Origin of the sequence: Leclercia sp. CFBP8987 (assembly GCF_034044995.2) — a bacterium.
Lineage (GTDB): Bacteria > Pseudomonadota > Gammaproteobacteria > Enterobacterales > Enterobacteriaceae > Enterobacter > Enterobacter tamurae.
This window is the reverse complement of the sequence record NZ_CM188255.1, coordinates 1,069,412-1,094,162: the sequence shown is the minus strand read 5'-3', so window position 1 is coordinate 1,094,162 and position 24,751 is coordinate 1,069,412. Positions and strand designations below refer to the sequence as shown.

The following is a 24,751-nucleotide window of genomic DNA, read 5'->3' as shown; positions in this document are numbered from 1 at the left end:
ACTTCAGCGTGGCTTTCCGTTTTAATGTCATCGACTTGTGCGCCCCACGCCCGGCGTAATAAAAAGGAAACAGGAGCATGACAACCCGACACCTGGTAAGTGTGGTGACTTGCGTACTGGTTATTGCAGTGCTTGTTCCTGTCTGCCTGAGCGTCTGGCTGGCGCACCGTAATGCGGAAGATAAGTTTGTTGAGGATCTGAACGACTACTCAGCGCGGGTCCAGATCCGTACCGACAGAGTGATTACCCAGGCCAAATCCGCTCTCACCGAAATGCAGTCCTTCAAAGGCATCCCCTGTAGTCGCGAACATGCGCTGGTAATGCGCCGCGCCTCTTTCTCCTGGCGCTATATCCAGGAGGTGATCTACGTTGACGATCTCAAGCCGCGCTGCTCTTCGCTGGAACAGGAGAGTCACACTCCCCCCTTTCCTCCGGCATTGCGGATCACGCCCGATGGCTATCGGGCCTGGGTGACCTCGCATAACGATCTGAATATTAACCGTTATATGGCCGCCCTGGGCACCGGCCATTATATCGTGATGATCGACCCGGCCTCGCTGATCGACGTGATCCCCTTTGGCTCCTGGCCGATCGACGTCGCCCTGGTGGGGATCCGCCGCAATCTCGTTTTCGCCAGCAGTAACAGCCTGGACATGCAGGTCTTCAACCAGATGCAGCGGGATAGCAGCACCCATTTTCAACATAACGGCGCCATGTATAACGTGCACAACGTGCCCGACCTGGGGTTTGCAATCGTGGCGTGGGCTTCCCTGAAGCCGCTAAAAGAGAGCTGGCACCACCAGCTCTATTTCTGGCTGCCTTTTGGCGTGTTGATCAGTTTGCTGACGGCCTGGTTTGTGCTGCGAGTGTTACGCCGCCTGCAATCTCCCCGGCATCGCCTGCTGGACGCCATCAGTGCCAGAGAGTTTCAGGTTCATTTCCAGCCGATTGTCGCACTCAACAGCGGCAAGCTGACCGGGGCGGAAGCGCTCGCCCGCTGGCCGCAGCCGGACGGCAGCTATCTCTCTCCCGATATTTTCGTCTCCCTGGCTGAGCAGACTGGCCTGATGAATCAGCTGACCACGCTGATTATCGAAAAAGTGTTTGAGGAGATGGGCGAGTGGCTACGTCAGCATCCGGACCAGCATATTTCGATTAACCTTGCCCCGGCGGATTTGATCTCGGGGACGGTGCCTCCGCTGCTGAGCCGTCTTCTGAATCAGTGGCAGATCCCGCCGTCGCAGATTGCGCTGGAGCTTACCGAGCGTGGATTTGCCGATCCCACCGTCAGTGCCCCCGCCATTGCCCGCTTCCGGCGCGCAGGACACTCTGTCTATATTGACGATTTCGGCACCGGCTACTCCAGCCTCAGCTATCTGCAGGATCTGGACGTCGACACCCTGAAAATCGATAAGTCATTCGTGGACGCGCTGGAGTACAAAAACGTGACGCCGCATATCATTGAGATGGCCCGATCGCTCAATCTGGCGATGGTGGCGGAAGGGATTGAAACCGAAGGCCAGCTGACATGGTTGCGCCGCCACGGGGTGCAGTACGGTCAGGGCTGGTTTTACAGTAAAGCGCTGCCGAAAGAGGCCTTTATTCAGTGGGCGGAAAATAATCTCGACCCGGAATCACACGCATAGTGCCCGGCGGTGAGTGCCGCCGGGCACCAGGCTTACTCGTCCAGAAGCGGCGAGAAACCGCCATAAATCATCCGCTTACCGTCAAACGGCATCGATTCGCCAAATTCTTTCATTCTGGGATCGTTCATCATCTTCTGATTCGCCTCGTCGCGAACCGCTTTGGAAGGGTATTCGATCCAGCTGAAAACCACCTCTTCGTTCTCTTCCGCCTTCACCGCCAGGCGGAAGTCCGTTAATTTGCCGTCGGGTACGTCATCGGCCCAACACTCTACGATGCGAAGCGCGCCAAACTCTTTGAACAGCGGCGCGGCTTTCGCTGCCAGCTCGCGATAAGCCTCCTTATTATTCGCGGGAACGGCAACCACAAAACCATCGACATACTTCATCAGATAAACCTCCGAAGTGAATGTGCGGCCACATGGTGTGACCGCATCAGCGATTAAGTTTAGTTCTGTTGCCAGCTAAAGGTGTAACGCACCTTTTTCCCCTGCAGGATAAACTCCGGCGACACGCTGGGGCTCCAGGAGTCGTCGCCCCCGACGCCCATATGAAACGCATCCAGGCTCAGCCAGCAGCCGGGCTCTTCCCGTAACAGATGGTGATGGGAGGTCTCGCGCAGCTGCGTCTGGCTGTAACGACTCACCCCAAAGTGGAAGTCGCCGTCCAGCTGATGCCGCCCCAGCGTCAGCTGTCGGGTGTTGCAGCGCAGGCCGTTTTCGGTCGGGAAAATATAAGGGGTATGCAGCGCCGCCAGCGGCAGCTCCCAGCGCCCCTGTCGGGCGGCAAGCTTGCGGTCCGGGTAGTTCTCATATGGCCCAAGCCCGTGCCAGATCACGCTCTGCGGCGCCTGCGCCAGCTGACAGCTCAGCCCGATACGCGCGGGCTCCGGCATGTCGCTTGCCACCTGCACCTCAACATCGCCATGCAGCACGCCATGGCTGTCGATGCGCCAGCATTTGCGGCTCAGGAACAGGACCTGATTGTCATGCTCCCAGGCATGTAGAGTAGCGATCGTCACCGCCTGTGCCAGCTGCTCGCCTGTGCACTCCAGCAGACGTGGTTTAAGGCTGTACATCCCCGCCGCCTTCCAGCGCTCCACCCAGGCATTGGGATCGATGCGGGTCGCTTCGCTGACGCCGATATCGTTATCCAGCGGGGCGCGGGTAAAGTTGTCTGTCAGCGGGGCGAGCAGCGTCGCCTCCCCTTCCCGCCACCACTGAGTCAGATCGCCGCTGGCGCAATCAAACTGCCAGCGCTGCTGCTGATGGGTCACCACCAGCACGTCATCTTCACGGGTGAACTGAGGTGCGACCCCTTCAGCTTTCGGCGGTACGATCGTTAACGGGGCGGGAAGCGACCACTGATCCCAGGCGCAAAGATGATTTTCTTCCGACCACGGTGTGGCCGCGGGCTGGAATACCTCAACATTCAGCCACAGCTCGCCCGGTGCCGCCGCCCACTGCGGGAGCGCGATCTCCAGTCGTTGCGTACCTTGCGCCGGGATAGTGAGTGCCACCACCTCAGAGGCCAGCACCTCGCCATCCCGCACCACCGACCAGCGCAGCTGCTCGTTGTCGGTCTCGCGGAAGAGATAATCACTCTGCACCTCCACCACCAGCGGCGAGCGGCTGACCAGGGTAAAAGTAAAGAATTGCTGGGCGCGCTGGGCCTCGTACAGGGCCGGATGCGGGGTGCGGTCCGGGAAGACCAGCCCGTTCAGACAGAACTGGCGGTCATTAGGTTTATCGCCAAAATCGCCGCCGTAGGCCCAGAAAGGGTTGCCCTGTTCGTCATGCTTCGTCAGGGCCTGGTCCACCCAGTCCCAGACGAAACCGCCCTGCAGGCGAGGATGCTTGCGGAAGGCCTCCCAGTATTTGGCGAACCCGCCAAAACTGTTGCCCATCGCATGGGCGTATTCGCAGAGGATCAGCGGACGCGTCTCATCCGGCATGCCGATCCACTTTTTAAGGGACCATTTCGGTACCGCCGGGAAGGGCTGATCCTGATCGACGCGGGCATACATCGGACAGACGATGTCGGTGGCCGCGGTGTTGGCTCCGCCGCCCTCATACTGCACCGGGCGGGTGGGATCCGTCGCCTTTACCCAATGGTATAGAGCATCATGGTTAGCACCGTGGCCGGACTCATTGCCCAGGGACCAGATAATGATCGATGGGTGATTGCGATCGCGTTGCACCATGCGGGTAACGCGTTCGCTCATGGCCGGCAGCCAGCGGGGATCGTCCGCCAACCGGCTCATCGGCACCATGCCGTGGGTTTCGATGTTGGCCTCATCCACCACGTACAGCCCGTAGCGATCGCACAGGCGATACCAGAGCGGGTGGTTAGGATAGTGCGAGCAGCGCACGGCGTTGAAGTTGTGCTGCTTCATCAGCTCGATGTCGCGGCGCATGGTGGCTTCGTCCATCACCTGCCCGTGCTTAGGGTGATGTTCATGGCGGTTAACCCCGCGGATCAGCAGCGGTTTGCCGTTGAGCTTCAGCAGCCCGTTGCTGATTTCCACCCGGCGGAAACCGACGTCGCAGGCTTCAACGTCCAGCACCTGGCCCTGCCCGTTGCGTAGCACGAGGGTTAACCGGTAGAGAGCCGGGATTTCCGCGCTCCACAGGGCGGGTTGATCCACCTTGAGGGAGACATGGACCCGCTCCTGCCAGTGGCCGCGCTCGTCGACAATGGCCGAGCCCGGCGTGCCGGTGGCGCTGGCGATACACTCCCCTGCCCGCCACAGATTGACGTTGACCTCGCAGTCTGCGTAGTCGGCTCCGCCGAGGGTCAGCCCCAGCTGGAGCTGGGCCCGGTCATAGTCGGCGTTCAGCTCAGTGACAACATGATAATCGGCAATATGGGTGTCAGCTTTGTGCAGCAGGGTGACGTCGCGGAAGATGCCGCTCATCCGCCACATATCCTGATCTTCCAGATAGCTGCCGTCACACCAGCGAAGCACCATCACCGCCAGGCGGTTGCTGCCCGGGCGCAGGAACGAGGAAACATCAAACTCCGCAGGCAGGCGGCTGTCCTGGGAGTAGCCGACCCACTGCCCGTTGCACCACAGATAAAACGCCGAGTTGACGCCCTCAAACACCAGCCGCGTCTGCCCGCTCTCCAGCCAGCTTTTATTCATATCGAATGTGAGCGAGTAACAACCGGTGGGGTTTTCGGCCGGAACAAATGGCGGATTGACCGGGATTGGATAGGTGACGTTGGTGTAGATCGGGGTATCAAAGCCCTGCATCTGCCAGTTGGAAGGAACGGGCATTACCACCGCATCCGCGCAGTCCTCCTGCGTCCAGCTATCGGGAACCTGCTCGGGCGCAGCAAAGTAGCTGAACTGCCAGTCGCCGTTTAACGAGCGGACGGAAGAGGAGCTCCCCTCCTCCCGCGCGGCTTGCTCGTCACGCCAGCCGCTGAGCGGGGCATGGGCAGGGAGTCGATTCCATTGGGTGACACCGGGATTTTCCCAGTCACGACGCGTAACCAGAGTGCTGAGAGTCAGCGGAGCAGGATGGGACATAATTACCTCTTTGCGAAGCGCTCACAATTTTTAGTTACAATGCCCTGTCAGGGTAACAGGGTAAAGCGGGAGAGCGTGATGAAGCGATGGCGATCACAAAAGCGTTAACGTCGCGCCAGCTGTTCGGCCAGTATAGCCAGAGATTTTAGCTGCTGGGCCAGATCGTCACTGCCCTGCGGGAGCCCTTCCCGGGCGGTGGAATGTCGCTCGACCAGGGTAACAGGGAGACGGGTTTGCGCGGGAGCCTGCCCGGCATTGCCCTGCTGCGCCAGCAGCCACTCCACGCTGCGCAGCCCTGCCTCACGAAACGCCTGGCGAACGGTGGTCAGTGGCGGGGTAAACCAGGCGCTGTCGGTGGTATCGTCAAACCCCACCACCGAGAGCTGGCCCGGCACGGCAATGCCCTTTTCGGCGCAGGCGCGCATCACGCCGAGCGCCATCTGATCGTTCGCCACAAGGATCGCCTGCGGAAGCGTAGCCCCGGCCAGTAGCTGATGGCCTTTCTCGTAACCCGAGGCCGCACTCCAGTCGCCCTGAGCGAGGGCAAAGGGTTCAACGCCCGCCGCCTCCAGAGTCGACAGCCATCCCGCAAGACGGGCCCGCGCCGAAACGGAACTTTGCGGCCCGCCGAGCAGAGCGATCCGCTGATGCCCCAGCGCCAGCAGATGCTGCGCACCGAGGGTTGCCCCCTGTTCGGCATCAAACACCAGGCTGTGCACCCGGGCGCCAGGCGAGACATCAAGAAACAGCACTGGTACCGGAACGGCCTGCGCCTGCAGGCTTTCGGCCTGCTCGTCCTCCAGCGGCACGTTAACCAGCAACCCCTCCACGCGCTGGGCCAGCAACTCCTGTACCGCCGCCAGACACTGCTGTGGATGTTCGACCATTGAGATCAACACGCTTGCTCCGCACTCGCCTGCGCGGGTCTTGACCGCAGAGGCAATCTGCGAGGGGGCATGCAGGGCCAGATCGGTAGTAATCAGCCCCAGGGTGCGGGTACGTTTGCCGGCCAGCTGCTGGGCTCCGCGGTTGGGAACATAGTGCAACTCGGCCATCGCCTGCAGCACTTTTTCCCGGGTCCGGGCGGACACGTGCGCCGCGTCATTGATGACCCGCGAGACGGTTTGATAGGAAACGCCCGCCAGGCGGGCAACATCGTATAGGGTTATGGCTTTCATGCGCGTCGCGTTGCAGTGACTGATGCGCGTATTCTGTCATAACCCACTGTGTAAAGCATGTGAGCGCTTCGCAAAATCAGACAACGCGCTCAGGCTGTGGAACTAACGTACGCGGCTTCTGACGAAACCACGGCAGACAGATCTGGATCAGCGGGCCGATGCTTAAGGCATACAATACGGTCCCCACGCCAAATGTGCCTCCCAGCACCCAGCCCAACAGCAGAACTGAAACCTCAATCGCCGTACGCACGCTGCGAACTGACCAGCCGGTACGAGCATTGATCCCGGTCATCAGGCCATCGCGCGGCCCGGCGCCAAACCCGGCCCCGATGTACATCCCGGTCGCCAGCGCATTGACGATCACCGCGCTGATCAGCAACAGGCTGCGTGCCACCAGGGAGTCGATAGCCGGGATAAACGTCAGCGCGACATCGGCAGCCAGGCCAATGACAATTACGTTACTGATGGTGCCAAGACCCGGGCGCAGTCGCAGCGGGATCCACAGCATCAGCACCAGCACGCCGGTGAGGATGATGACGGTGCCAATATCCATTTCCAGCAGTTTTGCCACTCCAATATGGAAGACATTCCACGGATCGGCGCCCAAATCCGATCGTATAAACATCGCCGTTGACAGCCCATACAGGCTTAATCCGACGTAAAGCTGAAGTAATCGACGTAACATGATCTTTCTCCGGTTAGCTATGCTTTCATCATTACCTGAAATGGCACTATGATTAATGTCCAGTTTTGAAAAAGTGGACTGCTTATGTCATCGCGTCGATTTGGAAGTCAGTCATTAGTTCGCCTGTTGGGCCACTGGCAGCAGGAGACCTCCCGTACCCCGCTGTGGCGTCAGCTTGCCGATGCGCTACGCCTGCTGATCCTCGACGGCAGGCTGGCGCTGGATACGCGCCTGCCGGGCGAGCGCGAACTGGCCTTAACCCTGGAGGTGAGCCGTACCACCGTCAGCAGCGCCCTTGCGCATCTGCGCGATGAAGGCTACCTCGAAAGCCGCCATGGCAGCGGGTCGCGCGTGATCCTGCCCGACAGCCGCACGCCCCCTACCCGCGCCAACGCCAGTGCGGCACTGGATCTCTCTACCGCCGCCCTGGGTGCCGGGCCAGAGATCCATCAGGCCTATACCCACGCCCTGACCGCCATGACGCCGCATCTGACGCAAACCGGCTACGACCAGCTGGGTTTGCTGGCGCTACGTGAGGCCATCGCCGCGCGCTACACCGCACGCGGTCTGCCTACCCGGGCGGAAGAGGTGATGGTGGTTAACGGTGCGGTCAGCGGGCTGGCGCTGGTGCTGCGGATGTTCACCGGACCCGGCGATCGAGTGGTGGTAGATCACCCCACCTACCCGCTGGCTATCGCCGCCATTCAGGGGGCTTCCTGCCGGCCGGTTGGCGTATCGCTGCCGGAGACCGGGTGGGATATTGACGGTTTTGCCGCCACCCTCGCCCAGACCGCGCCGCGCCTGGCTTACCTGATGCCCGACTTTCACAATCCCACCGGCCGCTGCATGGACGCGAGCAGCCGGGAGGCTATCGCCGCCATTGCCGCCCGGGCCCGTACCACGCTGGTGGTGGATGAAACCATGGTTGATCTCTGGTTCGATGCCCCCCCGCCGCCGCCGCTGGCCTCTTTCTGCCCGAACGGGAATGTCATTACTCTCGGCTCGGCGGGAAAAAGTTTCTGGGGAGGCCTGCGTCTGGGCTGGGTTCGTGCTCCGGCGCGCACCATCGCGACGCTGGCACAAACCCGCGATACGCTCGATCTCGGCTCGCCGCTGCTGGAGCAGCTGGCCACCCTGTGGTTGATTGAAAATGGCGACGCATTTTTACCCGCCCGGCGGCAGATGCTGCGCGAGCGACGGGATCGCTGTGGGGTGTTACTGCGGGAACACTTCGCGGAGTGGCGTTTCCAGATGCCGGAGGGTGGGCTCTCCTACTGGGTGGAGCTGCCGGATATGCTGGCAACCCAGCTGGCCACCCGCGCCGAAGCGGCTGGTATTCATCTGGGAACCGGGACGCGCTTTGGCCTTTCTGGTGCCTTTGACCGTTATCTACGGATGCCCTTTTCGCTGGAGCCAGCGGAGCTGGAAAGTGCGCTGATGCGGATCAAGCCGCTGTGGCTGGCGCTGAATAAAAGCGGGCAATCATTCAAACGCCCCCTTGTATAACGTCTGCAACAGCAATAGTTATTACCGGAAAAAGTGAGCGAGCGTACAAATAACCACGCAGACGAGATGATTTAAAAATGTCTGACTGTAATCGTTACAGTCAGACATTTTCAGCAGGGAGGAAGTCAGTGCTGAGCAGGGATAGGAAAACCTTTCAGGGAAATAACAAAACTATCGCCTTCTTTCTTTATTTTCGCGCCGGTATCACACCAGTCAGACGCAATTCGAAAGAACTCATCACTGCCAACATCCCAGCCCAGACGGACATGTTTGACATAGCCAGAGCGCAGAAGCGTGCAGGCTTCCAAGTAGCTGCTGGCGGTTGATTGCTGATGTTGTTTCATTTTTTCTTCTTCAGAATTTTTCTTAATGCTTTGATTTCTTTAGGAGTAAAAGGTGCTACGCTCTCTTCTTCCGTATGTTGATTGTCGATATCCTCTTCCGTTACTCCCGCCTCGTCTGCTACAGCAAAGGCCATTTGCAGCAGTTTCTCTGTGGTAACGCTAAGATTCTCATTATTCACTTCTGCGTAATGACGAAGCTTCTCTTTCAGCGCTTCGTCAATTTTTACATTCAGCACGGCAGTGGTCATGGTGGCTACATCCTTGACATCAATTTATTAAATTAATACACGAAGTTATCATTATTATCCAGATATATATTGCCTGCTTATATATCATAAAAATGTCACACTTACCCTGCACGCCATTTATGACAAAATAATGACAACCACATTTCAGTATGATGACAATTAAGAAAATAAACAGGCTGGCTGAGAAATATATAATGTGCTTACTGTTGTTATGGGTAAAAGCGTCGATGTCGGGCTGGTGGCCTGAGAAAGCTGAATGCGGAGTGGATACGAGAAGTTTTGCCGAAGGCAGAAATGGGTGGGGGCCCTGCCAGCTACATCCCGGCACACACGTCGTCTGCCCTGGCTGCTTCCTTCCGGACCTGACCTGGTGAACAGAGTAGCGTTGCGGGAGAACCAACAGAGCCCCCATTGAGAGCGTTGTTAACCAACGCGCTGGCGCATTATCACTGTACCAGATAGCAATTGCAAGTTAACCGCGTCCGGGTGATGTTTTATTGCGCAAAGCGTTTACAGAGTGCACGTTTTCTTCCTGTCTTGCCGGGTAATCTCTATCATGCTCTCAACACAGGAGCACAAAAATGGACGAACACGACGCTTTTCCCCAGCGGGTCTGGCAGATAGTAGCCTCGATTCCCGAAGGTACCGTCACCACCTATGGCGAAGTGGCACGACTGGCGGGTTCTCCGCGCGCAGCACGGCAGGTGGGCGGTGTGCTTAAACGGTTGCCGGAAGGAAGCACCCTGCCCTGGCATCGGGTGGTGAACCGCCACGGCGCGATCTCCTTAACCGGCCCCGATTTACAGCGTCAACGTCAGGCGCTGCTCAGCGAAGGGGTTCAGGTATCAGGCAGTGGGCAGATTGATTTGCAGGCGTACCGCTGGCGGTATTAAAAAGCCCCTCTCAGGCGAGAGGGGCTGGAGAGATTAAAGCTGAGTAGGCGCCGGGGTGGCCGTAGACGGGCTCACCTGAGTTGGCGATGTGGAAGGTACGGTAGTTGGCGCACCGCCACCAGGCTGCAACGGCAGCGAGGTCTGCTGCACAGGCACCAGGACCAGATCGGCTTTAGTACCACCCTGATTGATTACCGGTTTCACGATATCAGTCATCAGCACAACTTTATCGTTAATGGTGATCGCGGCACTCAGTAGGATCCGCGCGTTAGGCTGCACATCCGCCGGGTTAAACGGCAGTTCAAATTTGAACGGGGCCTGTTTACCTTCAGTACGGGTCGCCCGCTGTGCCAGTACTTTAGATGGCGAATCCGCCAGCGAAGCATCAGACAGAGTGACGGTTAATACCGCATCTGGCGGCAGAGCCACTTTCTGACGGATCCAGATAGTCCCGGAAACATTAGGCTGCTGAATAGTTGGCTGTGTCGCCACGCCAGCAGTATTTGGGTTTGGCGCTGGCGTCTGGATGTCTGCACTTTTATCCGCGCAGGCAGAAAGAGCAACCGCTACCGCTAAACCACTTAACACGTGCACGAGTTTCATTGAGTTCTCCTTATCATCAATGCACCAGCGGGATCGATACCGCCAGATGAGTGGTTAATACCAGGTTAACGGAAGTAAGTGTGGCACACATCAATTATTTATGCCTGGAATCTCCCTGTTATTCAGATTATTGCACCCATCGGACCACTTCCCTTTCGCCGATGTGAACGCGAGGCTACCTGATATAGATGGGCCGCCACTGTTCGATGTCGAGATAGTTTCGAACGATTACACGATGAACTGAAAAGATGATCCTTCAAGTACTGCGAGGCACATCATTAACGTAGTCGCCATTATCAATGCAGTCCGATATGTATTCCTTTAACCACTCCGTTGATTTTTTTCTGCCACTGCGCTTGTGCGACAAAATCTTTACGGTAAATGGTGGGGCGAAGAAGGGGAGCTTAAAGGTTTTCACATTCGCCATCTGTTCAATTTTGCCTGCTACAAACGTAGGTATTGCCATGAGCAATTCACTTTCGGCGACAACGTGGGGTGAACTCAACATTGACGGTGTTTTGAGGGTTATACGTCTCTCAAGCCCCATGCGTTCAAGGTGGGTATCCAGTAATCCCCTCTTTTCATTCCATGGCGTTACCACCAGGTGACCGGCTTTAAGATATTCCTCGAGTGAAAGGCTATTACGGCGAGCATTGCTTATCACAACAAACTCGTCCTGGAACAAATCTATTTCATCCAGATCTGGGTGTTTAACTTCATCCGGCTCACTGAAACTCAGCGCCAGATCGACCTCACCCGCCAGTAATTCATTGAGAGCCGGATTATGGGGTAAATGGCAGAGTTCAAAATTGATACCAGGCGCAATGTTATGGATCTCCTTCATTAGCACAGGAAATACACAGAACGCCGTGTAATCCGTGACCGCAATACGGAAAAATTCATTACTTGTAAGGGGGTCAAAGGGCTTCACCGGGCTAAGGTGCTGGTTGAGAGCCTGTAAAGCGTCAGCAATATGAGGCGCAAGCTGAAAGGCATAGACGCTGGGACACATTTTATGTCCTTCACGGTAAAAAAGAGGATCCTTCAGGAATTCTCGCAGTCGCGTTAAAGCATGACTCAGAGCCGAGGTACTCATTGACAGCTCATCTGCAGCGAGTCTGACAGAACGATGCCTGAACACGGCATCAAATATCGGAAGCAGATTTAGATCCAGACGCCTCAAAGCCTGATGCACGAAATTCACCTTTTATTGATTTTATTGCACTTAATTCATTGAACGATACCGTTTATCCTGATGACTAACAAACGCCAGAGCGGAATAAATGTATATGAGTGTTACGATTAGGCAGGCAAGCCCACAGGATGCTGATGCCATCTATAACATGATCAACGGATTATCCGTCTACCGAGAGGCGCCACAGGATGTGATCCCCGATGTGGAAGAGATACGAACGTCCCTGTTTTCTTCAGATACCACCGCAGAAGCCTATATATGTGAAATTGATGGAAATATGGCTGGTTACTCTGTCATTTCAATGAGTTACTCTACATGGTTAGGCCGTCATAGCCTCAATATGGAAGATCTCTATTTTATGCCTGACTATCGGGGATTAGGGGCGGGTAAAGTAATGCTTCAGTATATTGCTCAACTTGCCGTCAGCAGAAAATGCAGCCGAATCGAATGGAACGTTCTGGAGTGGGATAAATCAGCAAAAGATTTTTATACCAGTATTAATGCCCTTCCCCTGACTGAGTGGGTTCGCTATCGCCTTGACGGGCCGGCGCTTGAAAATTTCGCTACACGGGAAGCACTTTAACGTCATTCACACTTTCCTCCTGTAAGTCCATTCATCCTGCTCTAAATGCGCGAAATTGTATAAGTGTGCGCAGACTGTTCTTGTATTTTGTGGGTTCAGTTTATTCATTACGGAACCCGGAATATGAAAGATATTTCCCTTCTTCTAATCACAGGCTCTGCCCGCCATATTGGTGAGGCCATAGCGTCCGGCGAACTTACTTCTGTCGAGGCTACTGAGTGGTATTTAAAGCGCATCCAGCTATTGAATACGGGTGTGAATGGCCTCAATTGCGTCAGAAGTATTTCCCGACTCGCCCTGGATGAGGCAAAACGCGCTGATGACGAACTTGCTGCAGGCCGTTCAAGAGGCCCTCTCCATGGCGTTCCTTATCTGGTTAAAGATAATGTGTTTACCCTCGACGGCAGCTTTGCTTCCGCCGGGGCAAGCGCACTGGCGGAATTTATCCCGCCTTATGAAGCAACGTTAGTTTCGCGTCTGCGTGAAGCTGGCGCAGTATTGCTGGGTAAAACTAATCTGACTGAATTCGCGGATTTTGTGGCTGACACCATGCCTTCCGAGTTCAGCGGAGCAGGCGGTGTGGTACGCAATCCGTTAGGGTTACAGTATGGACGCGGGCAAGGTTCAAGTGTCGGTTCCGCTGCCGCGGTTGCAGCAGGTTTTTGTGCCTTCGCAATAGGATCTGAAACGCAAAATTCTATTCAGGCTCCGGCCATTCACACCTCCGTTGTTGGCTTTAAGCCCACCGTCGGTCAGGTTAGTCGCCACGGGCTCATTCCTCTTGTCCCAAGCCAGGATTCACCCGGACCGCTGACACGTTCTGTCGATGATGCTCTGCTGATATTTCAGGCTATAGCGGGACCGGATATAAATGACACCGCCACGCTTGCTGATTTCTCTGAGGAAGCGCGCGGTAATAAAGATCTGCAGGGTCTGCGAATTGGTATTCCCCGCCGCTTTATTGCCGACAATTTGAATACCGATGACCATAAGGCTATTTTCAACGATCTTCTTGCCTCTCTGTCCCGGGCTGGCGCCACCATTGTCGATCACTGCGATATGCCTGCTGCTGAAGAGCTTAACGCGGTGCGTTCATGCGTTTTCCGTTCCGAGTTCCATGAGAGTCTTAACCGATTGCTCGCCAGTCTCAAGCCGTGCGGTATGACTTCTATGCGTGACATTATCGAATGGAATACATCACACCCGGAGGCGATCCCTTACGGTCAGTCGCTTCTCGAAGCTGCCGAAGCAGCCCCTGATATTCGTTCCGCACAATATATTAACGACCGCAGACATGACGTTGCATTGAGCCTTCACAAAGGTATTTTGGCTGCATTGAACAAAGGCCATGCTGATGTCCTGATCTCTCCCATGACGGTGGCGGCTAAATGTACCGGCAAAGCAGGCGTGCCGGTGGTAGCCATCCCCGCAGGGTTGGATAGCGCAGGTCTGCCGTTCGGGGTCACGGTGTATGGCGCACCAGGCCATGACTACGCTGTTATTTATGCTGCAAAAGCGATTGAGAACGTTATTGGGAAGCGCGTGTTAGCGCATTTTAACGTGACAAATTAATGCTTACACAAACCTGTAAGTAAAGTCATCTCAGTGGTAAGGGTTCGAATCTTCAGTAAAAAGAAAAGGGCTGCTATCTGGCAGCCATTTTTTCCTGATTGGCAATTTTAAGCAATAAACAGTCAGTAAGGCGCACAAAGAACAACCCCGCATTAATGCGGGGCGGCTGAGAGAATAAACTCCTTTGATAATCAGAACGCGAAGCAGCTGCAGCCCAGTGCACCCCAGAAGGCGTTATCCTCGGAAACCGGCAGATTGGCGCCGCGAGCAATGTCATGCGAGTGGCTGTGTACACCGCACGGACCGCTGCACTGATGAGGCATCTGCTGCATACCCACACGGGTTGCTGCCGTTGGCGGTGCGCTGCGGTAGTGACCAGGTACCTTCACCACAGGTGACCATTCTGGCAGAACCGGAATTGATGGCGGAGCTTCGCTACTGAACGAGCCGGCTGCATAGACTATTTTCCCGCCCACTACAGTCAACACCGACTCAATGCCCTTAATCTCCTCTTCCGGCACGCTGAAGAAGTCCTTACTCAATACTGCCATATCAGCCAGCTGACCGACTTTGATTTGGCCTTTTTTACCCTGCTCGCTGGAGAACCAGGCGCTACCCTGTGTCCATAGCATGAGTGCGGTATCGCGATCCAGGCGTGCGTTGACATCATACATCTGCATCCCGCCGACGGTACGACCCGAGACCAGCCAGTACAGTGCAGTCCAGGGGTTATAGCTGGCGACGCGCGTCGCGTCGGTACCCAGACCGACTGGCACACCCGTTTCCAGCATTCGAGCGACAGGAGGGGTGTGACGAGTGGCCTCAATTCCATAACGCTCAGCGAAGTATTCGCCCTGGAAGGCCATACGGTGCTGCACCGCGATGCCGCCGCCCAGTTCTTTAATGCGATCAATATTGCGCTGGGTGATGGTCTCAGCGTGGTCGAAGAACCATTGCAGGCCGTCAAACGGAATGTCGCGGTTGACCTTCTCAAATACATCCAGCATACGGCTTATCGATTCGTCATAAGTGGCATGCAGGCGGAATGGCCAGCGGTATTCCACAAGGTGACGAACTACGCGCTCGAGTTCATCTTCCATTCCTGGCGCCAGATCCGGACGTGGTTCCAGGAAATCTTCAAAATCGGCAGCGGAGAAGACCAGCATTTCGCCTGCGCCATTATGGCGGAAGTAATCGCTGCCCTGCCCCGGAACCAGCATATCGGTCCATTTTTCAAAATCTTCCAGCTCATGCCCCGGGCGCTGCGTGAAGAGATTGTAGGCAATACGAACGGTCATCTGGTTTTTCTGATGCAGCTCCGCGATCACCTCATAGTCTTCCGGATAGTTCTGGAAGCCGCCGCCTGCATCAATAGCACTGGTCAGGCCCAGACGATTCAACTCGCGCATGAATTGACGTGTGGAGTTGATCTGTTGCTCCAGCGGCAGTTTCGGGCCTTTTGCCAGCGTAGCGTACAGGATCATGGCATTCGGGCGGGCAATCAACATACCCGTTGGGTTGCCGTTCGCATCACGCTGGATTTCTCCGCCCGGCGGGTTAGGCGTGTCTTTGGTGTAGCCTACTACTTTCAATGCAGCGCGATTAAGCAAGGCACGATCGTACAGGTGAAGAACAAACACCGGGGTATCTGGTGCAGCTTCGTTGATCTCATCCAGCGTTGGCATACGGCGCTCGGCAAACTGGAATTCATTCCAGCCCCCTACCACACGCACCCACTGCGGGTTTGGGGTACGAAGAGCCTGCTCTTTCAGCATACGTAACGCATCGGCTACCGAAGGAACGCCTTCCCAGCGTAATTCAAGGTTGTAGTTCAGCCCGCCGCGGATCAAGTGCAGGTGAGAATCGTTAAGGCCCGGAACGGCCGTGTGGCCTTTAAGGTCAATGATTTTAGTACCGTCACAGTGGTGTTCCATGACCTCTGACTGGCTGCCTACTTCAAGAAACTTACCGTCGCGAATGGCTACTGCTGTTGCAAGCGGGTTTTCGCGATCGACGGTATGAAACCGCCCATTAATAAGAATGATATCGGCTTTACCGAGGGTAACCATAAGATCTCCTGGATTGAATTGTCCGATGCGGAAATGCGATCCGCGGACTGATAATTGCTGTCGAACAGACAGAGATTGAGATAGCGGAAATTATGGTCAGTAAGCCTGGAAAACGTCCAGTTATACAAAGGGATAGATATACAATCGTATAGTATACCTAAAGATAATAGTCCGAAAAATAAAAGCTTCCTACACTGAGCCCCAGACAGACACCAACCGTTATATTCACGGAATTCCGTAGCTTTTATTTGAATGGGCAAAATAATGACCAATAGCAAACTTGAAGTATTAACGCCGCAAAACTGCCAGATTATCTTCATCGACCAGCAGCCGCAGATGGCCTTCGGCGTACAGTCAATCGACCGTCAGGTGCTGAAAAACAACGTTGTTGCGCTGGCTAAAGCAGCGAAAGTCTTCAACATCCCAACTGTACTGACCACTGTTGAAACCGAAAGCTTCTCCGGCAACACCTTCCCGGAACTGCTGGACGTTTTCCCGGGCCAGGACATCCTGGAACGTACCTCCATGAACTCCTGGGATGACCAGAAAGTGCGTGATGCCCTGAAAGCTAACGGTAAGAAAAAAGTGGTGGTTTCTGGTCTGTGGACCGAAGTGTGTAACAACACCTTTGCCCTGTGCGCGATGCTGGAAGGCGATTACGAGATCTACATGGTGGCTGATGCATCCGGCGGCACCACCAAAGAAGCTCATGACTATGCCATGCAGCGCATGATCCAGGCGGGCGTGATCCCGGTAACCTGGCAGCAGGTGATGCTGGAGTGGCAGCGTGACTGGGCTCACCGCGATACTTACGACGCAGTGATGAACATTGCTAAAGAGCATTCAGGTGCTTATGGCATTGGTGTTGACTATGCCTATACCATGGTTCACAAAGCGCCTTCTCGTCAGAAGAGTGAGCACAAAACTCTGGCGCCGGTTCCTGCTCCGGTTCGTTAATTGGTGATACAGGCTGGCCCACAACGGGCCAGCCGATACGTTAAGGAGGACCTGTGAGTCCTTTATTGATTTCTCTGGGTGCGGGAGCATTAATCGGTGTGATGTATGCCCTGCTGAAGGTCCAGTCTCCGGCTCCGCCGGCGGTGGCGCTTGTGGGCCTGCTTGGGATGGTTATCGGCAGTGCGCTGGGTGGAAAACTCTTTCACAGCGAATCGACTGCCTGGGTCCCGGCCAGCCAACATACACAGGTTGCTCAGGAAACGCGGCCGCCATTAACCACACTCAGTACAAAACAGGCGGGCTGACTATGTTGAAAACCTATTCTGTTTCGTTATCTGTAGGTATTCTGGCTGGGCTTGTTTATGCCATCCTCGACGTTAACTCGCCGGCTCCACCTATTATTGCTCTGGTGGGACTGTTAGGAATGCAGATCGGTGAGCACGCTATCCCACTGATTAAAAAAGTAATTAAACGCGAGCCTATTAATTTCCATTGGTTCCGTCATGAGTATCACCATAAAATCGGGGACACCCCACCGCCCTCCGGTGACAAAACCTCCTGAGTCAGCGCCACATATAAGTAAGTGAATTTTTAAAGGAAAACAGCATGCAGCTGTCGCAGCGCATTGTCGTCGTCGATGATGAACGTTCTGTCCGCAACGGTCTAACCAACCTGCTCCAGTCTGAAGGCTATCTGACCGAAGCCTTCGAGTCGGCGGAATCTCTTCTTTGTGATGAAGCAGCGATGGCAAATGCCGCGCTTTTTATCATTGATGTGCAATTGAAAGGCATGAATGGTTTTGAGCTTTTCATCAATCTTACCCGGCGACTTGAAAAACCGCCGGGTATTATCATTTCCGGCAACGGCGATGAAGGGATGTTGCAACAGGCTCTCGATTTGGGCGCACTTGCGTTTCTGCCTAAGCCGATCGAAATTGATACATTATTTGAATATATTCGTCATGAGTTCTCCCCGAAGGTCGCTCCTCAATGAGAACGAATCCGGAAGTGTTAAATACAGCAGAAAACGATCAGCTGGTCCTGTCAGAGGAAGTTAGCTTCAACCTCCTGGCCCAGGAAGGGAATATTGACTGGTTCTTGTGCCAGCATGCCACGACGGGGGAGACCTTTGTCCTTGCGACTGCAGGAAATGAAGAGTCGCTATTTCATGTCACCGGGTTGCTCAAAAATGAATATGGCCTTCGCGCAAAATTATCTGAGAGCTGGTCGCTGCAACCCCAACGACATACCCTTTATCAAGGGCGTTACGCGCTGGTTTATCATCCTTTCACTTATCGTACTCTGGCCGATATGTTGTGCATGCCGCCCGGCACTATTCCGGAATTTCTCAGTTGTGCAGTAAAACTCAGCGCAACGTTAAGCATGGTCCATCAGCATGGACTGGTGCATGGTGACATAAAGCCTGCTAATTTCTTTTTCAACGATGAGGGCGACGTTCGCCTTGGTGGGTTTGGGCTTTCATTAATACAGAACGATCTTCTTCAGCAGTCCAGCATTCCGGTTTCAGGGGGGACGCTGGCTTATATGTCTCCAGAACATACCTACCGCTCTTCCCATCCGGTCGATAAGATCAGCGATCTCTATAGCCTTGGCATCGTGCTGTATGAATTACTGACCGGGCGATTGCCTTATGGCAACGCTGAAGGAGGCCATGCTGAGTGGGTCCATCATCATATTGCCTCCGAAGCCCTGCCTCCACATATGATCCGCCAGGATGTGCCGCTTGTTTTGTCTTCTATTATTATGCGATTGCTGGCCAAATCACCGGAGTATCGATATCAAACCGTCGAGGGCTTGCTGGCCGATCTTCGTCGGTGTGCTTCCACACTAAGGCCTGATGGGATCATAGAGCCTTTCGCTCTCGGGCTTCAGGATTTGCAGCCTTCCACCTTTGCACCAGAAATCCTTTTTACGGAGCATTCACAGGCACAGGAGATCCTTTCTGCTTTTGAGGATGTCAGCAAAAGCGGCCAGCATAGAGTGGTAGCAATAAGTGGCGTACCGGGTTCGGGTAAATCCTCCCTTATTGCTTCGTCTTTAAAACTGCTTCGTAATAAAAACGCTTTAATTACGGTTGTAAAAGCGGATCAGCACTCTCCTGTTTTACCTTACGCCGTATTTACTGCGGCATTCAGAACGCTGGCTCTGCATGTTCTGGGCCTTCCAACAGAAGAGATGACTCGCTGGAAAACACATATTACACAGCTGTTGGGAAAATACGTCGGACTGGCAGTGAACCTGGTTCCGGAGCTTGGGATACTACTGAATCAGAGGGCAACGGTTCAGACCCATGCGCATTCTCTGGATGCACGCGATCGTCTCAATCTTGTGGCATGTAGCCTGGTTAAAGCCTTTACGGCACCGGGACGTCCGCTGGTGATTCTTATTGACGACGTCCACTGGGCCGATCAAGCCACACTTCTCCTGCTGCAAAATCTGCTCACGTTAAGCGAAGATATTCCGCTATTACTGGTGATTACTCATAGAGACAGCGTTTCTTTACCCTGCCCTACCATCGCAGCCAACCTGAACCGTATTCGCTCCTGTGCTGCGCGCATTACGGATATTACGCCTGCCCCGCTTTCAGAAAAAAATATTGCTGACTGGCTTGCCGGACTTTTCCATAGCCGTCATCAGGAAACAGCGGAACTGGCAGAGATCATTCATGAAAAAACAGATGGCAATCCGCTAGCGACCCATGAATTTTTCAGACAGGCTGTCAGCGACGGTTTAATTACGCACGATGCCCCCTTTAAATGGGCATATGATTCGCAGGCGCTCAAAAACTGCCACTATACGCAAAATGTGGCCGCCAGTGTGCTACACAATATATCTACGTTGCCCCTTCCGACCCGGATACTTTTGGGCAAGTTAGCTTCTCTGGGGAGTTCGGGTGAACTGAATGTCACCGGCAAAATTATCAATGAATCAGTAAAAGATATTGAACTGACGCTTATGCCAGCCGTCACGGCCAGGCTGGTCTCGCTGAATGCAACAGGTTATGCATTTTTGCATGGCAGCATGCACGAGGCGGCACTTGGACTGCTGGCCGACGAAGAAAAAGATGGGTTCCATTACGCGGCTCTTCACTATTACATGCACGAATCCAGCCTGGATATCACGAACGCACTTCTTTTCAGAGCTGCACACCATTTGCTCTCCGTGAAAAATCTTTCATTACTGACGCACAATGCTCTGGCGTTATGCCAGTTAATGATAAATGCCGCCAGACGAGCAAAAATGACAGGCGATTACGTTTCGGCACTGCGTTATCTGAAGATAACCCGTTTAATCAATGGCAGTGCGGGCAATGAAGAAAGCGTAGAGTTTCTGCTCGAGGAAGCTGAGTGTGAATTTCTTAACGGCAATTTACCTGCCGCGCTGGAGTTATGTAACACAATCCAGTCTCTTCCAGGGGAGATAACAGATAAAGCAGAGGCCGCTTGTCTGATAGCTGAAATTCACATGCGTCAGTCGGACAGCCAGCTCGCACTGGAAACGGCTCTTGCCTGGCTTGCGGTATTTGGCATTCACCTGAATCGTAATCCGAGCCAGCAGGAGTGTGATGAAGCAAGGATTGTGCTTAAGGATGACGTTGGTAAAAACCCTTATACCCGATTCCGGTCGCTGCCGGTAGTAACCTGCAAGGACACGGCAGCCATAATGAATCTGCTGGCCAGCGCCAGTACCTTTGCTGCATTCACCAATCCTCGTCTGCACTTTATGCTCCTTTGTAAATTGCTTCATCTCAGCATGGCCCGCGGGCTGAGCGGGGCATCAACATTGGCGCTGTCATGGTACGGGGTCGTATGCGGCGATCAATATGATGAATACAGCCGTGGTTTCGCCAGCACCCTGCTGGCCCGGGAATTAGTGTACAAGCACGACTTTGTCAGCTTCAAAGCGCGCACGCTTCTGCCACTCGATCAGGTCAGTGTCTGGACCATGCCGCTGAGTTATGCCATCGAGCGCGCGAAAGCGGCCTTTGACGTAGGCGTCGAAACGGGCGACCGGACATCAGCCTGTCTGGCTCTACGGCACATCGTCATGAACTATCTCGCCCGGGGGGATCATCTCGAAAGCGTGCATACTGCCATCTCCCGCGGTATTCAGTTCGTCCGTAAGGTGCAGTATCAGGATGTTGAAGTGATCCTGAGCATGCAGCAGGATTATGTATCATTTCTGCGAAAAACCCGCGGCACTTCGTTTTCGGGGGACGATTTCCTGCCACCGGTGCTTGAGGTTGTTAAGCCTGAAAAATCGGTAGAACCCATGTTCCTTATGCAGTTCTGGTCGCGGCTTTATAAAGGCATGGCGCACTTCTTTGCTAATGAATACGCTGCAGCCGATCGTTGGTTCAGGGAGGCAGAGCCCTATACCCGACTTATACCCGGGCATATCCATATGCTTGATTTTCATCTGTATAGCGCCCTTTCACTCACGGTACCGCTTACTTCAGGAACTATGAATGACGCGTTGCGTCAGCAGTTGAACATCCATCTCGATCGGATAGTGACCTGGTCCAATGAAAACGCCAAAACGTTCAGCGATAAAGAAGCACTGTTACGTGCTGAGCTGCTTCGTCTGGAGGGGGAGACCGCACAGGCCGCAGAATATTTTGAAAAAGCGATTACGTTATCCCGCGAAGGTCAGTTCCATCACATCAACGGGCTGGCGTGCGAACTGGCTGCGCGAATGGCAATCACCAGAAACATGCCCTTTGCTTCTGAGGGATATATTAAAGGGGCCATTGCCGCATGGGATCGTTGGGGGGCTGGCGCCAAGGTGCATCAGTTGGAAGCACAGTACCCGACGCTTGCCAGCCCTCACTCTCAGACAGCGCTGAGTACCGTCTCCTTTGAACACAGCGCGGTGATAAGCGATCTGCAGAGTATGGTGACCGTCATGCGCGCCCTTACAGAAGAAATTAATCTGGATCGTCTGATCCATATCCTGATGATGATGCTGGTCGAGCGCGCGGGTGCGCAACACTGCATGCTGATCCGTTTGATTGATGGCACCGTTCCTGAAATTCAGGCAAAGGCGTCTACAACGATAGATGGCATTAAGGTCAGAATCGTCAGGGAAATACCCACAGCCACCGATCTGCCACTTTCGGTTCTTTCAGCAGTTATCAGAACCGGGCAGGAGATCCGTACCGGCAAACCAGAGGCATTCAATCCCTTTAGCCAGGACAATTATCTGGTTGCATCTGGTGCAGCCGTTATGTGCGTCCCGATGTTCAGGCAGGCGCAGATGGTAGGCGTGCTGTATCTGGAGAACAGGTTAATGCCTGATGTCTTTACTGCCGATCACTCCAGGATTGTTTCAATGTTAGGTGCCCAGGCCGCGGTCTCACTTGAAACTGCCCGCCTGTATGCCGAACTGGTTGATGAAAACAATCAGCGGAGAAAAATTGAGAAGCAGCTACGGGCAAGTCAGACCTCACTGATTCTTGGTGAAAAAATCAGTCATACCGGAACCTGGCACTGGCATGTTGAGCCTGACATTCAGTACATCACAGACGAATATAAACGCATTATGGGATTGCCAGCAGAGCAAACTACAACCTCTATGGCTGAATTTCAAAGTCGTGTACACCCGGATGATATTCAGTCTCTGCGTGAGCTGATAGAAACGAGCGTGAGCCATGGGGGGATTATGCAGGCCGAGTTTCGTATTATCCGGGATGATGGGGAATGCCGTTATATAAAAGGCATTGGCGAACCGAATGAGAACTGGCCAGCGGTTGCTGAATACTTCGGTACGCTTACCGACATTACCCCTCAGCGCCAGGCTGAAGATGCCGTCAGGATCGCTCAGGTGGAACTTGCGCGTGTGGCACGTGCTACTACCGTTGGCCAGTTGACCTCTTCAATCGCGCACGAAATAAATCAGCCTCTGATGTCGATTGTCGCGAATGCCGGCGCAAGCCAACGTTGGTTGAAACGTGACCCTGCCCATCTGGAGCATGTTGTAAGTAGTCTCGATGAGATCATACGGGAAGGACGTCGGGCTGGCGAAATAATACGTGGGCTGCAGGCGCTGACCCGTAACCAGGCCTCCGAACTTGCACCCGCGAGTCTGCATGTGATCACAAGGGACATCATAAATCTTTCCCGCCTTGAGCTGGAGCGCCGGGCCGTTGCGCTTGAACTCGATCTCGCTGCACATAGTGATGCGATCATGTGCCAGAGCGTTCAAATTCAGCAGGTATTGTTAAACCTTGCGATTAATGCGATCGAAGCGATGGTGCACAATAAAGGATCACGGACATTAAAAATCTCGTCTTATAATCCTTCAGATGCTCTGATTAGAATTGAAGTCGCTGATAGCGGAACGGGACTTTCTGGCGAGGTCATCGATAAAATCTTTGATTCCTTCTACACCACTAAGCCTGAAGGTATGGGAATGGGATTAACCATCAGCCATGCAATAATCAAGCGACATGGCGGGATATTAAGCGCGGAAAATCGCCTGGAAGGGGGGAGTCTGTTCTGGTTTACGCTTCCGGTGATAGCTCAGTCTAATTAAGTCCTTTCACTACTCCCGCAGCATGTTGCGGGAGACAGGTTAACTACTCTGGCGACACAGCATTTATTGCCAGTCAGGGCAGTTAATTATCATGAAGAATTCCAAGTTTTTCAGCAGCTCTTATGAGCTCAGGTACAGACCGTACCACCATTTTGTCCAGAACCCGCCGTTTATGTACTTTGGCTGTGATTTCACTAATTTCCATTTCTGAAGCAATCTGCTTATTCAGCAATCCACGAATGATATGCTGCATCAGCTCTCTTTCTCGAGGTGTAAGAGAATTATAACGCGTAGTAAGGAGCAGTTTTTCCTGAGACTGTGCCGCACCTTTTTCTGACAAGGCCAATGCGTCTGAGACACTGATTATCAGCTCATCCGGGAGCACTGGCTTGGTGAGGAACTCAAACGCACCTGCCTTCATCGCTTTAACAGACACAGGGATAGTGCCATGCCCTGTCAGGAAAATTGTTGGGATCGAGTAGCCTCGCTCATTGAGCACCGTTGAAACATCAAACCCATCAAATCCCGGCATGTTCAGGTCAACGATGAGGCAACTGGGGGTGACATAGCCTTGTAAGTTCAGGAATTCTGAGGGCGAGGTAAACGCTTCGATTTGAAAACCTTCTGAACGGAGAAGATTTTGCAGCGCATCAATGACGGATTCATCGTCATCCACGATATAAACTTTTTTCATCATATTGACTCATTATGACTCTGCAGAGTGCTGTAATTTACAGGTGCCTCAATATATCCTTTTAATTATGCTTTTGAAATAAAGTTTCGTATGAAACACGCTTAGAAATAATCGCATTCTTTGTATGGAAATGGTCATTGGGAGAATGCCTAATATCACTACAGGATGTATGGCTTTGGTTTTGGTGGTTGTAGCACCGATAATGCTATACATTTTCGCATTGTGATTTAAAGCTAAATAATAACACTCTCTTTAACAAAAACTCAGGCACTCATGGCGGGTAATGAATGTCTGATTTTTGAAACTAAAAAAAGCGATGATATTTTATACATGCTTGCATCCGGCAAGGGTTTTCAATTATCCATTAGTATAATTATCCCACGGTATAACTATCCCTTTGTATACTACAGGTTTCTTGCCTCATCACCGATAATTATTCCCAGACAAACTTGTTCATTCCTGCTCCCAACCTTACACGGCTGTTAAATTTGT

At 53.8% G+C, this 24,751-nt stretch carries 20 protein-coding genes and 1 other RNA gene; 10 read left to right on the top strand and 11 right to left on the bottom strand.

The window, feature by feature from the left end:
* The first annotated feature begins 77 nt into the window (after positions 1–77).
* Positions 78–1,646 carry a cyclic di-3',5'-guanosine monophosphate phosphodiesterase PdeB gene (gene pdeB, locus SOM40_RS05115; RefSeq protein ID WP_320530635.1) on the top strand — a complete coding sequence of 523 codons (1,569 nt, stop codon included), beginning with the start codon at positions 78–80 and terminating at the stop codon, positions 1,644–1,646.
* 32 nt (positions 1,647–1,678) lie between these two features.
* Here the strand turns inward: pdeB and SOM40_RS05110 are convergent, their stop codons facing one another.
* The 4 genes from SOM40_RS05110 to yczE form a co-directional block, all read right to left on the bottom strand.
* Positions 1,679–2,032: a DUF1428 domain-containing protein gene (locus SOM40_RS05110; protein WP_106992177.1), complete on the bottom strand. Its 354-nt coding sequence runs from the start codon at positions 2,030–2,032 to the stop codon at positions 1,679–1,681.
* A 59-nt stretch (positions 2,033–2,091) separates the two neighbouring features.
* Positions 2,092–5,178: a beta-galactosidase gene (locus SOM40_RS05105; protein WP_320530634.1), complete on the bottom strand. Its 3,087-nt coding sequence runs from the start codon at positions 5,176–5,178 to the stop codon at positions 2,092–2,094.
* A gap of 104 nt (positions 5,179–5,282) precedes the next feature.
* Positions 5,283–6,356: a LacI family DNA-binding transcriptional regulator gene (locus SOM40_RS05100; protein ID WP_225759394.1), complete on the bottom strand. Its 1,074-nt coding sequence runs from the start codon at positions 6,354–6,356 to the stop codon at positions 5,283–5,285.
* A 76-nt stretch (positions 6,357–6,432) separates the two neighbouring features.
* The gene (gene yczE / locus SOM40_RS05095) at positions 6,433–7,041 is read right to left on the bottom strand and encodes a membrane protein YczE (protein WP_320530633.1); all 609 of its coding nucleotides are present in this window, start codon (positions 7,039–7,041) and stop codon (positions 6,433–6,435) included.
* A gap of 84 nt (positions 7,042–7,125) precedes the next feature.
* Between yczE and yczR the strand changes: the two genes are divergently transcribed.
* Positions 7,126–8,547 carry a MocR-like transcription factor YczR gene (yczR, locus tag SOM40_RS05090; RefSeq protein WP_320530632.1) on the top strand — a complete coding sequence of 474 codons (1,422 nt, stop codon included), beginning with the start codon at positions 7,126–7,128 and terminating at the stop codon, positions 8,545–8,547.
* Positions 8,548–8,672: 125 nt separating this feature from the next.
* On the opposite strand, the gene SOM40_RS05085 is transcribed toward yczR, so the two are convergent.
* From SOM40_RS05085 to ffs, 3 genes are all read right to left on the bottom strand, one after another.
* Positions 8,673–8,891, bottom strand: a complete 219-nt coding sequence (locus SOM40_RS05085) for a hypothetical protein (RefSeq protein WP_106992172.1) — start codon at positions 8,889–8,891, stop codon at positions 8,673–8,675.
* Positions 8,888–9,139 (bottom strand): hypothetical protein, encoded by a 252-nt coding sequence (locus SOM40_RS05080; RefSeq protein ID WP_039032396.1) that lies wholly within the window; start codon positions 9,137–9,139, stop codon positions 8,888–8,890. Before SOM40_RS05080 ends, SOM40_RS05085 begins: the two co-directional genes overlap by 4 nt.
* Positions 9,140–9,444: 305 nt before the next feature.
* An RNA gene (gene ffs / locus SOM40_RS05075) (signal recognition particle sRNA small type) lies at positions 9,445–9,541 on the bottom strand.
* A 179-nt stretch (positions 9,542–9,720) separates the two neighbouring features.
* Between ffs and SOM40_RS05070 the strand changes: the two genes are divergently transcribed.
* A complete protein-coding gene (locus SOM40_RS05070; RefSeq protein ID WP_106992171.1) occupies positions 9,721–10,032 on the top strand; it encodes an MGMT family protein in 312 nt (103 codons plus the stop codon).
* Between the two features lie 33 nt (positions 10,033–10,065).
* Here the strand turns inward: SOM40_RS05070 and SOM40_RS05065 are convergent, their stop codons facing one another.
* Positions 10,066–10,635, bottom strand: coding sequence for a YbaY family lipoprotein (locus tag SOM40_RS05065; protein WP_106992170.1), 570 nt, complete (start codon positions 10,633–10,635; stop codon positions 10,066–10,068).
* Between the two features lie 256 nt (positions 10,636–10,891).
* Entirely contained in the window at positions 10,892–11,839 is a 948-nt protein-coding gene (locus tag SOM40_RS05060) for a LysR family transcriptional regulator (protein ID WP_261641959.1), read from the bottom strand.
* An 85-nt stretch (positions 11,840–11,924) separates the two neighbouring features.
* On the opposite strand from SOM40_RS05060, the gene SOM40_RS05055 reads away from it, so the two are divergent.
* Positions 11,925–12,413: a GNAT family N-acetyltransferase gene (locus tag SOM40_RS05055; RefSeq protein ID WP_106992796.1), complete on the top strand. Its 489-nt coding sequence runs from the start codon at positions 11,925–11,927 to the stop codon at positions 12,411–12,413.
* 123 nt (positions 12,414–12,536) lie between these two features.
* Positions 12,537–13,985 (top strand): amidase family protein, encoded by a 1,449-nt coding sequence (locus SOM40_RS05050; RefSeq protein ID WP_320530631.1) that lies wholly within the window; start codon positions 12,537–12,539, stop codon positions 13,983–13,985.
* A 191-nt stretch (positions 13,986–14,176) separates the two neighbouring features.
* On the opposite strand, the gene SOM40_RS05045 is transcribed toward SOM40_RS05050, so the two are convergent.
* Positions 14,177–16,054: an amidohydrolase gene (locus SOM40_RS05045; protein ID WP_320530630.1), complete on the bottom strand. Its 1,878-nt coding sequence runs from the start codon at positions 16,052–16,054 to the stop codon at positions 14,177–14,179.
* Between the two features lie 264 nt (positions 16,055–16,318).
* On the opposite strand from SOM40_RS05045, the gene SOM40_RS05040 reads away from it, so the two are divergent.
* From SOM40_RS05040 to SOM40_RS05020, 5 genes are read left to right on the top strand one after another with little or no spacing between them, the layout of a single operon-like run.
* A complete protein-coding gene (locus SOM40_RS05040) occupies positions 16,319–17,011 on the top strand; it encodes a hydrolase (RefSeq protein WP_106992166.1) in 693 nt (230 codons plus the stop codon).
* A 53-nt stretch (positions 17,012–17,064) separates the two neighbouring features.
* Positions 17,065–17,316 (top strand): DUF1427 family protein, encoded by a 252-nt coding sequence (locus SOM40_RS05035; RefSeq protein WP_106992165.1) that lies wholly within the window; start codon positions 17,065–17,067, stop codon positions 17,314–17,316.
* A gap of 2 nt (positions 17,317–17,318) precedes the next feature.
* A complete protein-coding gene (locus SOM40_RS05030) occupies positions 17,319–17,573 on the top strand; it encodes a DUF1427 family protein (RefSeq protein ID WP_106992164.1) in 255 nt (84 codons plus the stop codon).
* A 44-nt stretch (positions 17,574–17,617) separates the two neighbouring features.
* Complete coding sequence (locus SOM40_RS05025; protein WP_106992163.1) at positions 17,618–18,004, top strand: response regulator; 387 nt, start codon at positions 17,618–17,620, stop codon at positions 18,002–18,004.
* A complete protein-coding gene (locus tag SOM40_RS05020; protein ID WP_320530629.1) occupies positions 18,001–23,565 on the top strand; it encodes an ATP-binding sensor histidine kinase in 5,565 nt (1,854 codons plus the stop codon). Before SOM40_RS05025 ends, SOM40_RS05020 begins: the two co-directional genes overlap by 4 nt.
* A gap of 82 nt (positions 23,566–23,647) precedes the next feature.
* Here the strand turns inward: SOM40_RS05020 and SOM40_RS05015 are convergent, their stop codons facing one another.
* Entirely contained in the window at positions 23,648–24,262 is a 615-nt protein-coding gene (locus tag SOM40_RS05015) for a response regulator transcription factor (RefSeq protein WP_106992161.1), read from the bottom strand.
* Positions 24,263–24,751: the final 489 nt, after the last annotated feature.

Bases quoted from the DNA above. Each gene is read 5' to 3' on its own strand.
- pdeB (WP_320530635.1), top strand. From the start codon at position 78: ATGACAACCCGACACCTGGTAAGTGTGGTGACTTGCGTACTGGTTATT.
- SOM40_RS05110 (WP_106992177.1), bottom strand. From the start codon at position 2,032: ATGAAGTATGTCGATGGTTTTGTGGTTGCCGTTCCCGCGAATAATAAG.
- SOM40_RS05105 (WP_320530634.1), bottom strand. From the start codon at position 5,178: ATGTCCCATCCTGCTCCGCTGACTCTCAGCACTCTGGTTACGCGTCGT.
- SOM40_RS05100 (WP_225759394.1), bottom strand. From the start codon at position 6,356: ATGAAAGCCATAACCCTATACGATGTTGCCCGCCTGGCGGGCGTTTCC.
- yczE (WP_320530633.1), bottom strand. From the start codon at position 7,041: ATGTTACGTCGATTACTTCAGCTTTACGTCGGATTAAGCCTGTATGGG.
- yczR (WP_320530632.1), top strand. From the start codon at position 7,126: ATGTCATCGCGTCGATTTGGAAGTCAGTCATTAGTTCGCCTGTTGGGC.
- SOM40_RS05085 (WP_106992172.1), bottom strand. From the start codon at position 8,891: ATGAAACAACATCAGCAATCAACCGCCAGCAGCTACTTGGAAGCCTGC.
- SOM40_RS05080 (WP_039032396.1), bottom strand. From the start codon at position 9,139: ATGACCACTGCCGTGCTGAATGTAAAAATTGACGAAGCGCTGAAAGAG.
- SOM40_RS05070 (WP_106992171.1), top strand. From the start codon at position 9,721: ATGGACGAACACGACGCTTTTCCCCAGCGGGTCTGGCAGATAGTAGCC.
- SOM40_RS05065 (WP_106992170.1), bottom strand. From the start codon at position 10,635: ATGAAACTCGTGCACGTGTTAAGTGGTTTAGCGGTAGCGGTTGCTCTT.
- SOM40_RS05055 (WP_106992796.1), top strand. From the start codon at position 11,925: ATGAGTGTTACGATTAGGCAGGCAAGCCCACAGGATGCTGATGCCATC.
- SOM40_RS05050 (WP_320530631.1), top strand. From the start codon at position 12,537: ATGAAAGATATTTCCCTTCTTCTAATCACAGGCTCTGCCCGCCATATT.
- SOM40_RS05045 (WP_320530630.1), bottom strand. From the start codon at position 16,054: ATGGTTACCCTCGGTAAAGCCGATATCATTCTTATTAATGGGCGGTTT.
- SOM40_RS05040 (WP_106992166.1), top strand. From the start codon at position 16,319: ATGACCAATAGCAAACTTGAAGTATTAACGCCGCAAAACTGCCAGATT.
- SOM40_RS05030 (WP_106992164.1), top strand. From the start codon at position 17,319: ATGTTGAAAACCTATTCTGTTTCGTTATCTGTAGGTATTCTGGCTGGG.
- SOM40_RS05025 (WP_106992163.1), top strand. From the start codon at position 17,618: ATGCAGCTGTCGCAGCGCATTGTCGTCGTCGATGATGAACGTTCTGTC.
- SOM40_RS05020 (WP_320530629.1), top strand. From the start codon at position 18,001: ATGAGAACGAATCCGGAAGTGTTAAATACAGCAGAAAACGATCAGCTG.
- SOM40_RS05015 (WP_106992161.1), bottom strand. From the start codon at position 24,262: ATGATGAAAAAAGTTTATATCGTGGATGACGATGAATCCGTCATTGAT.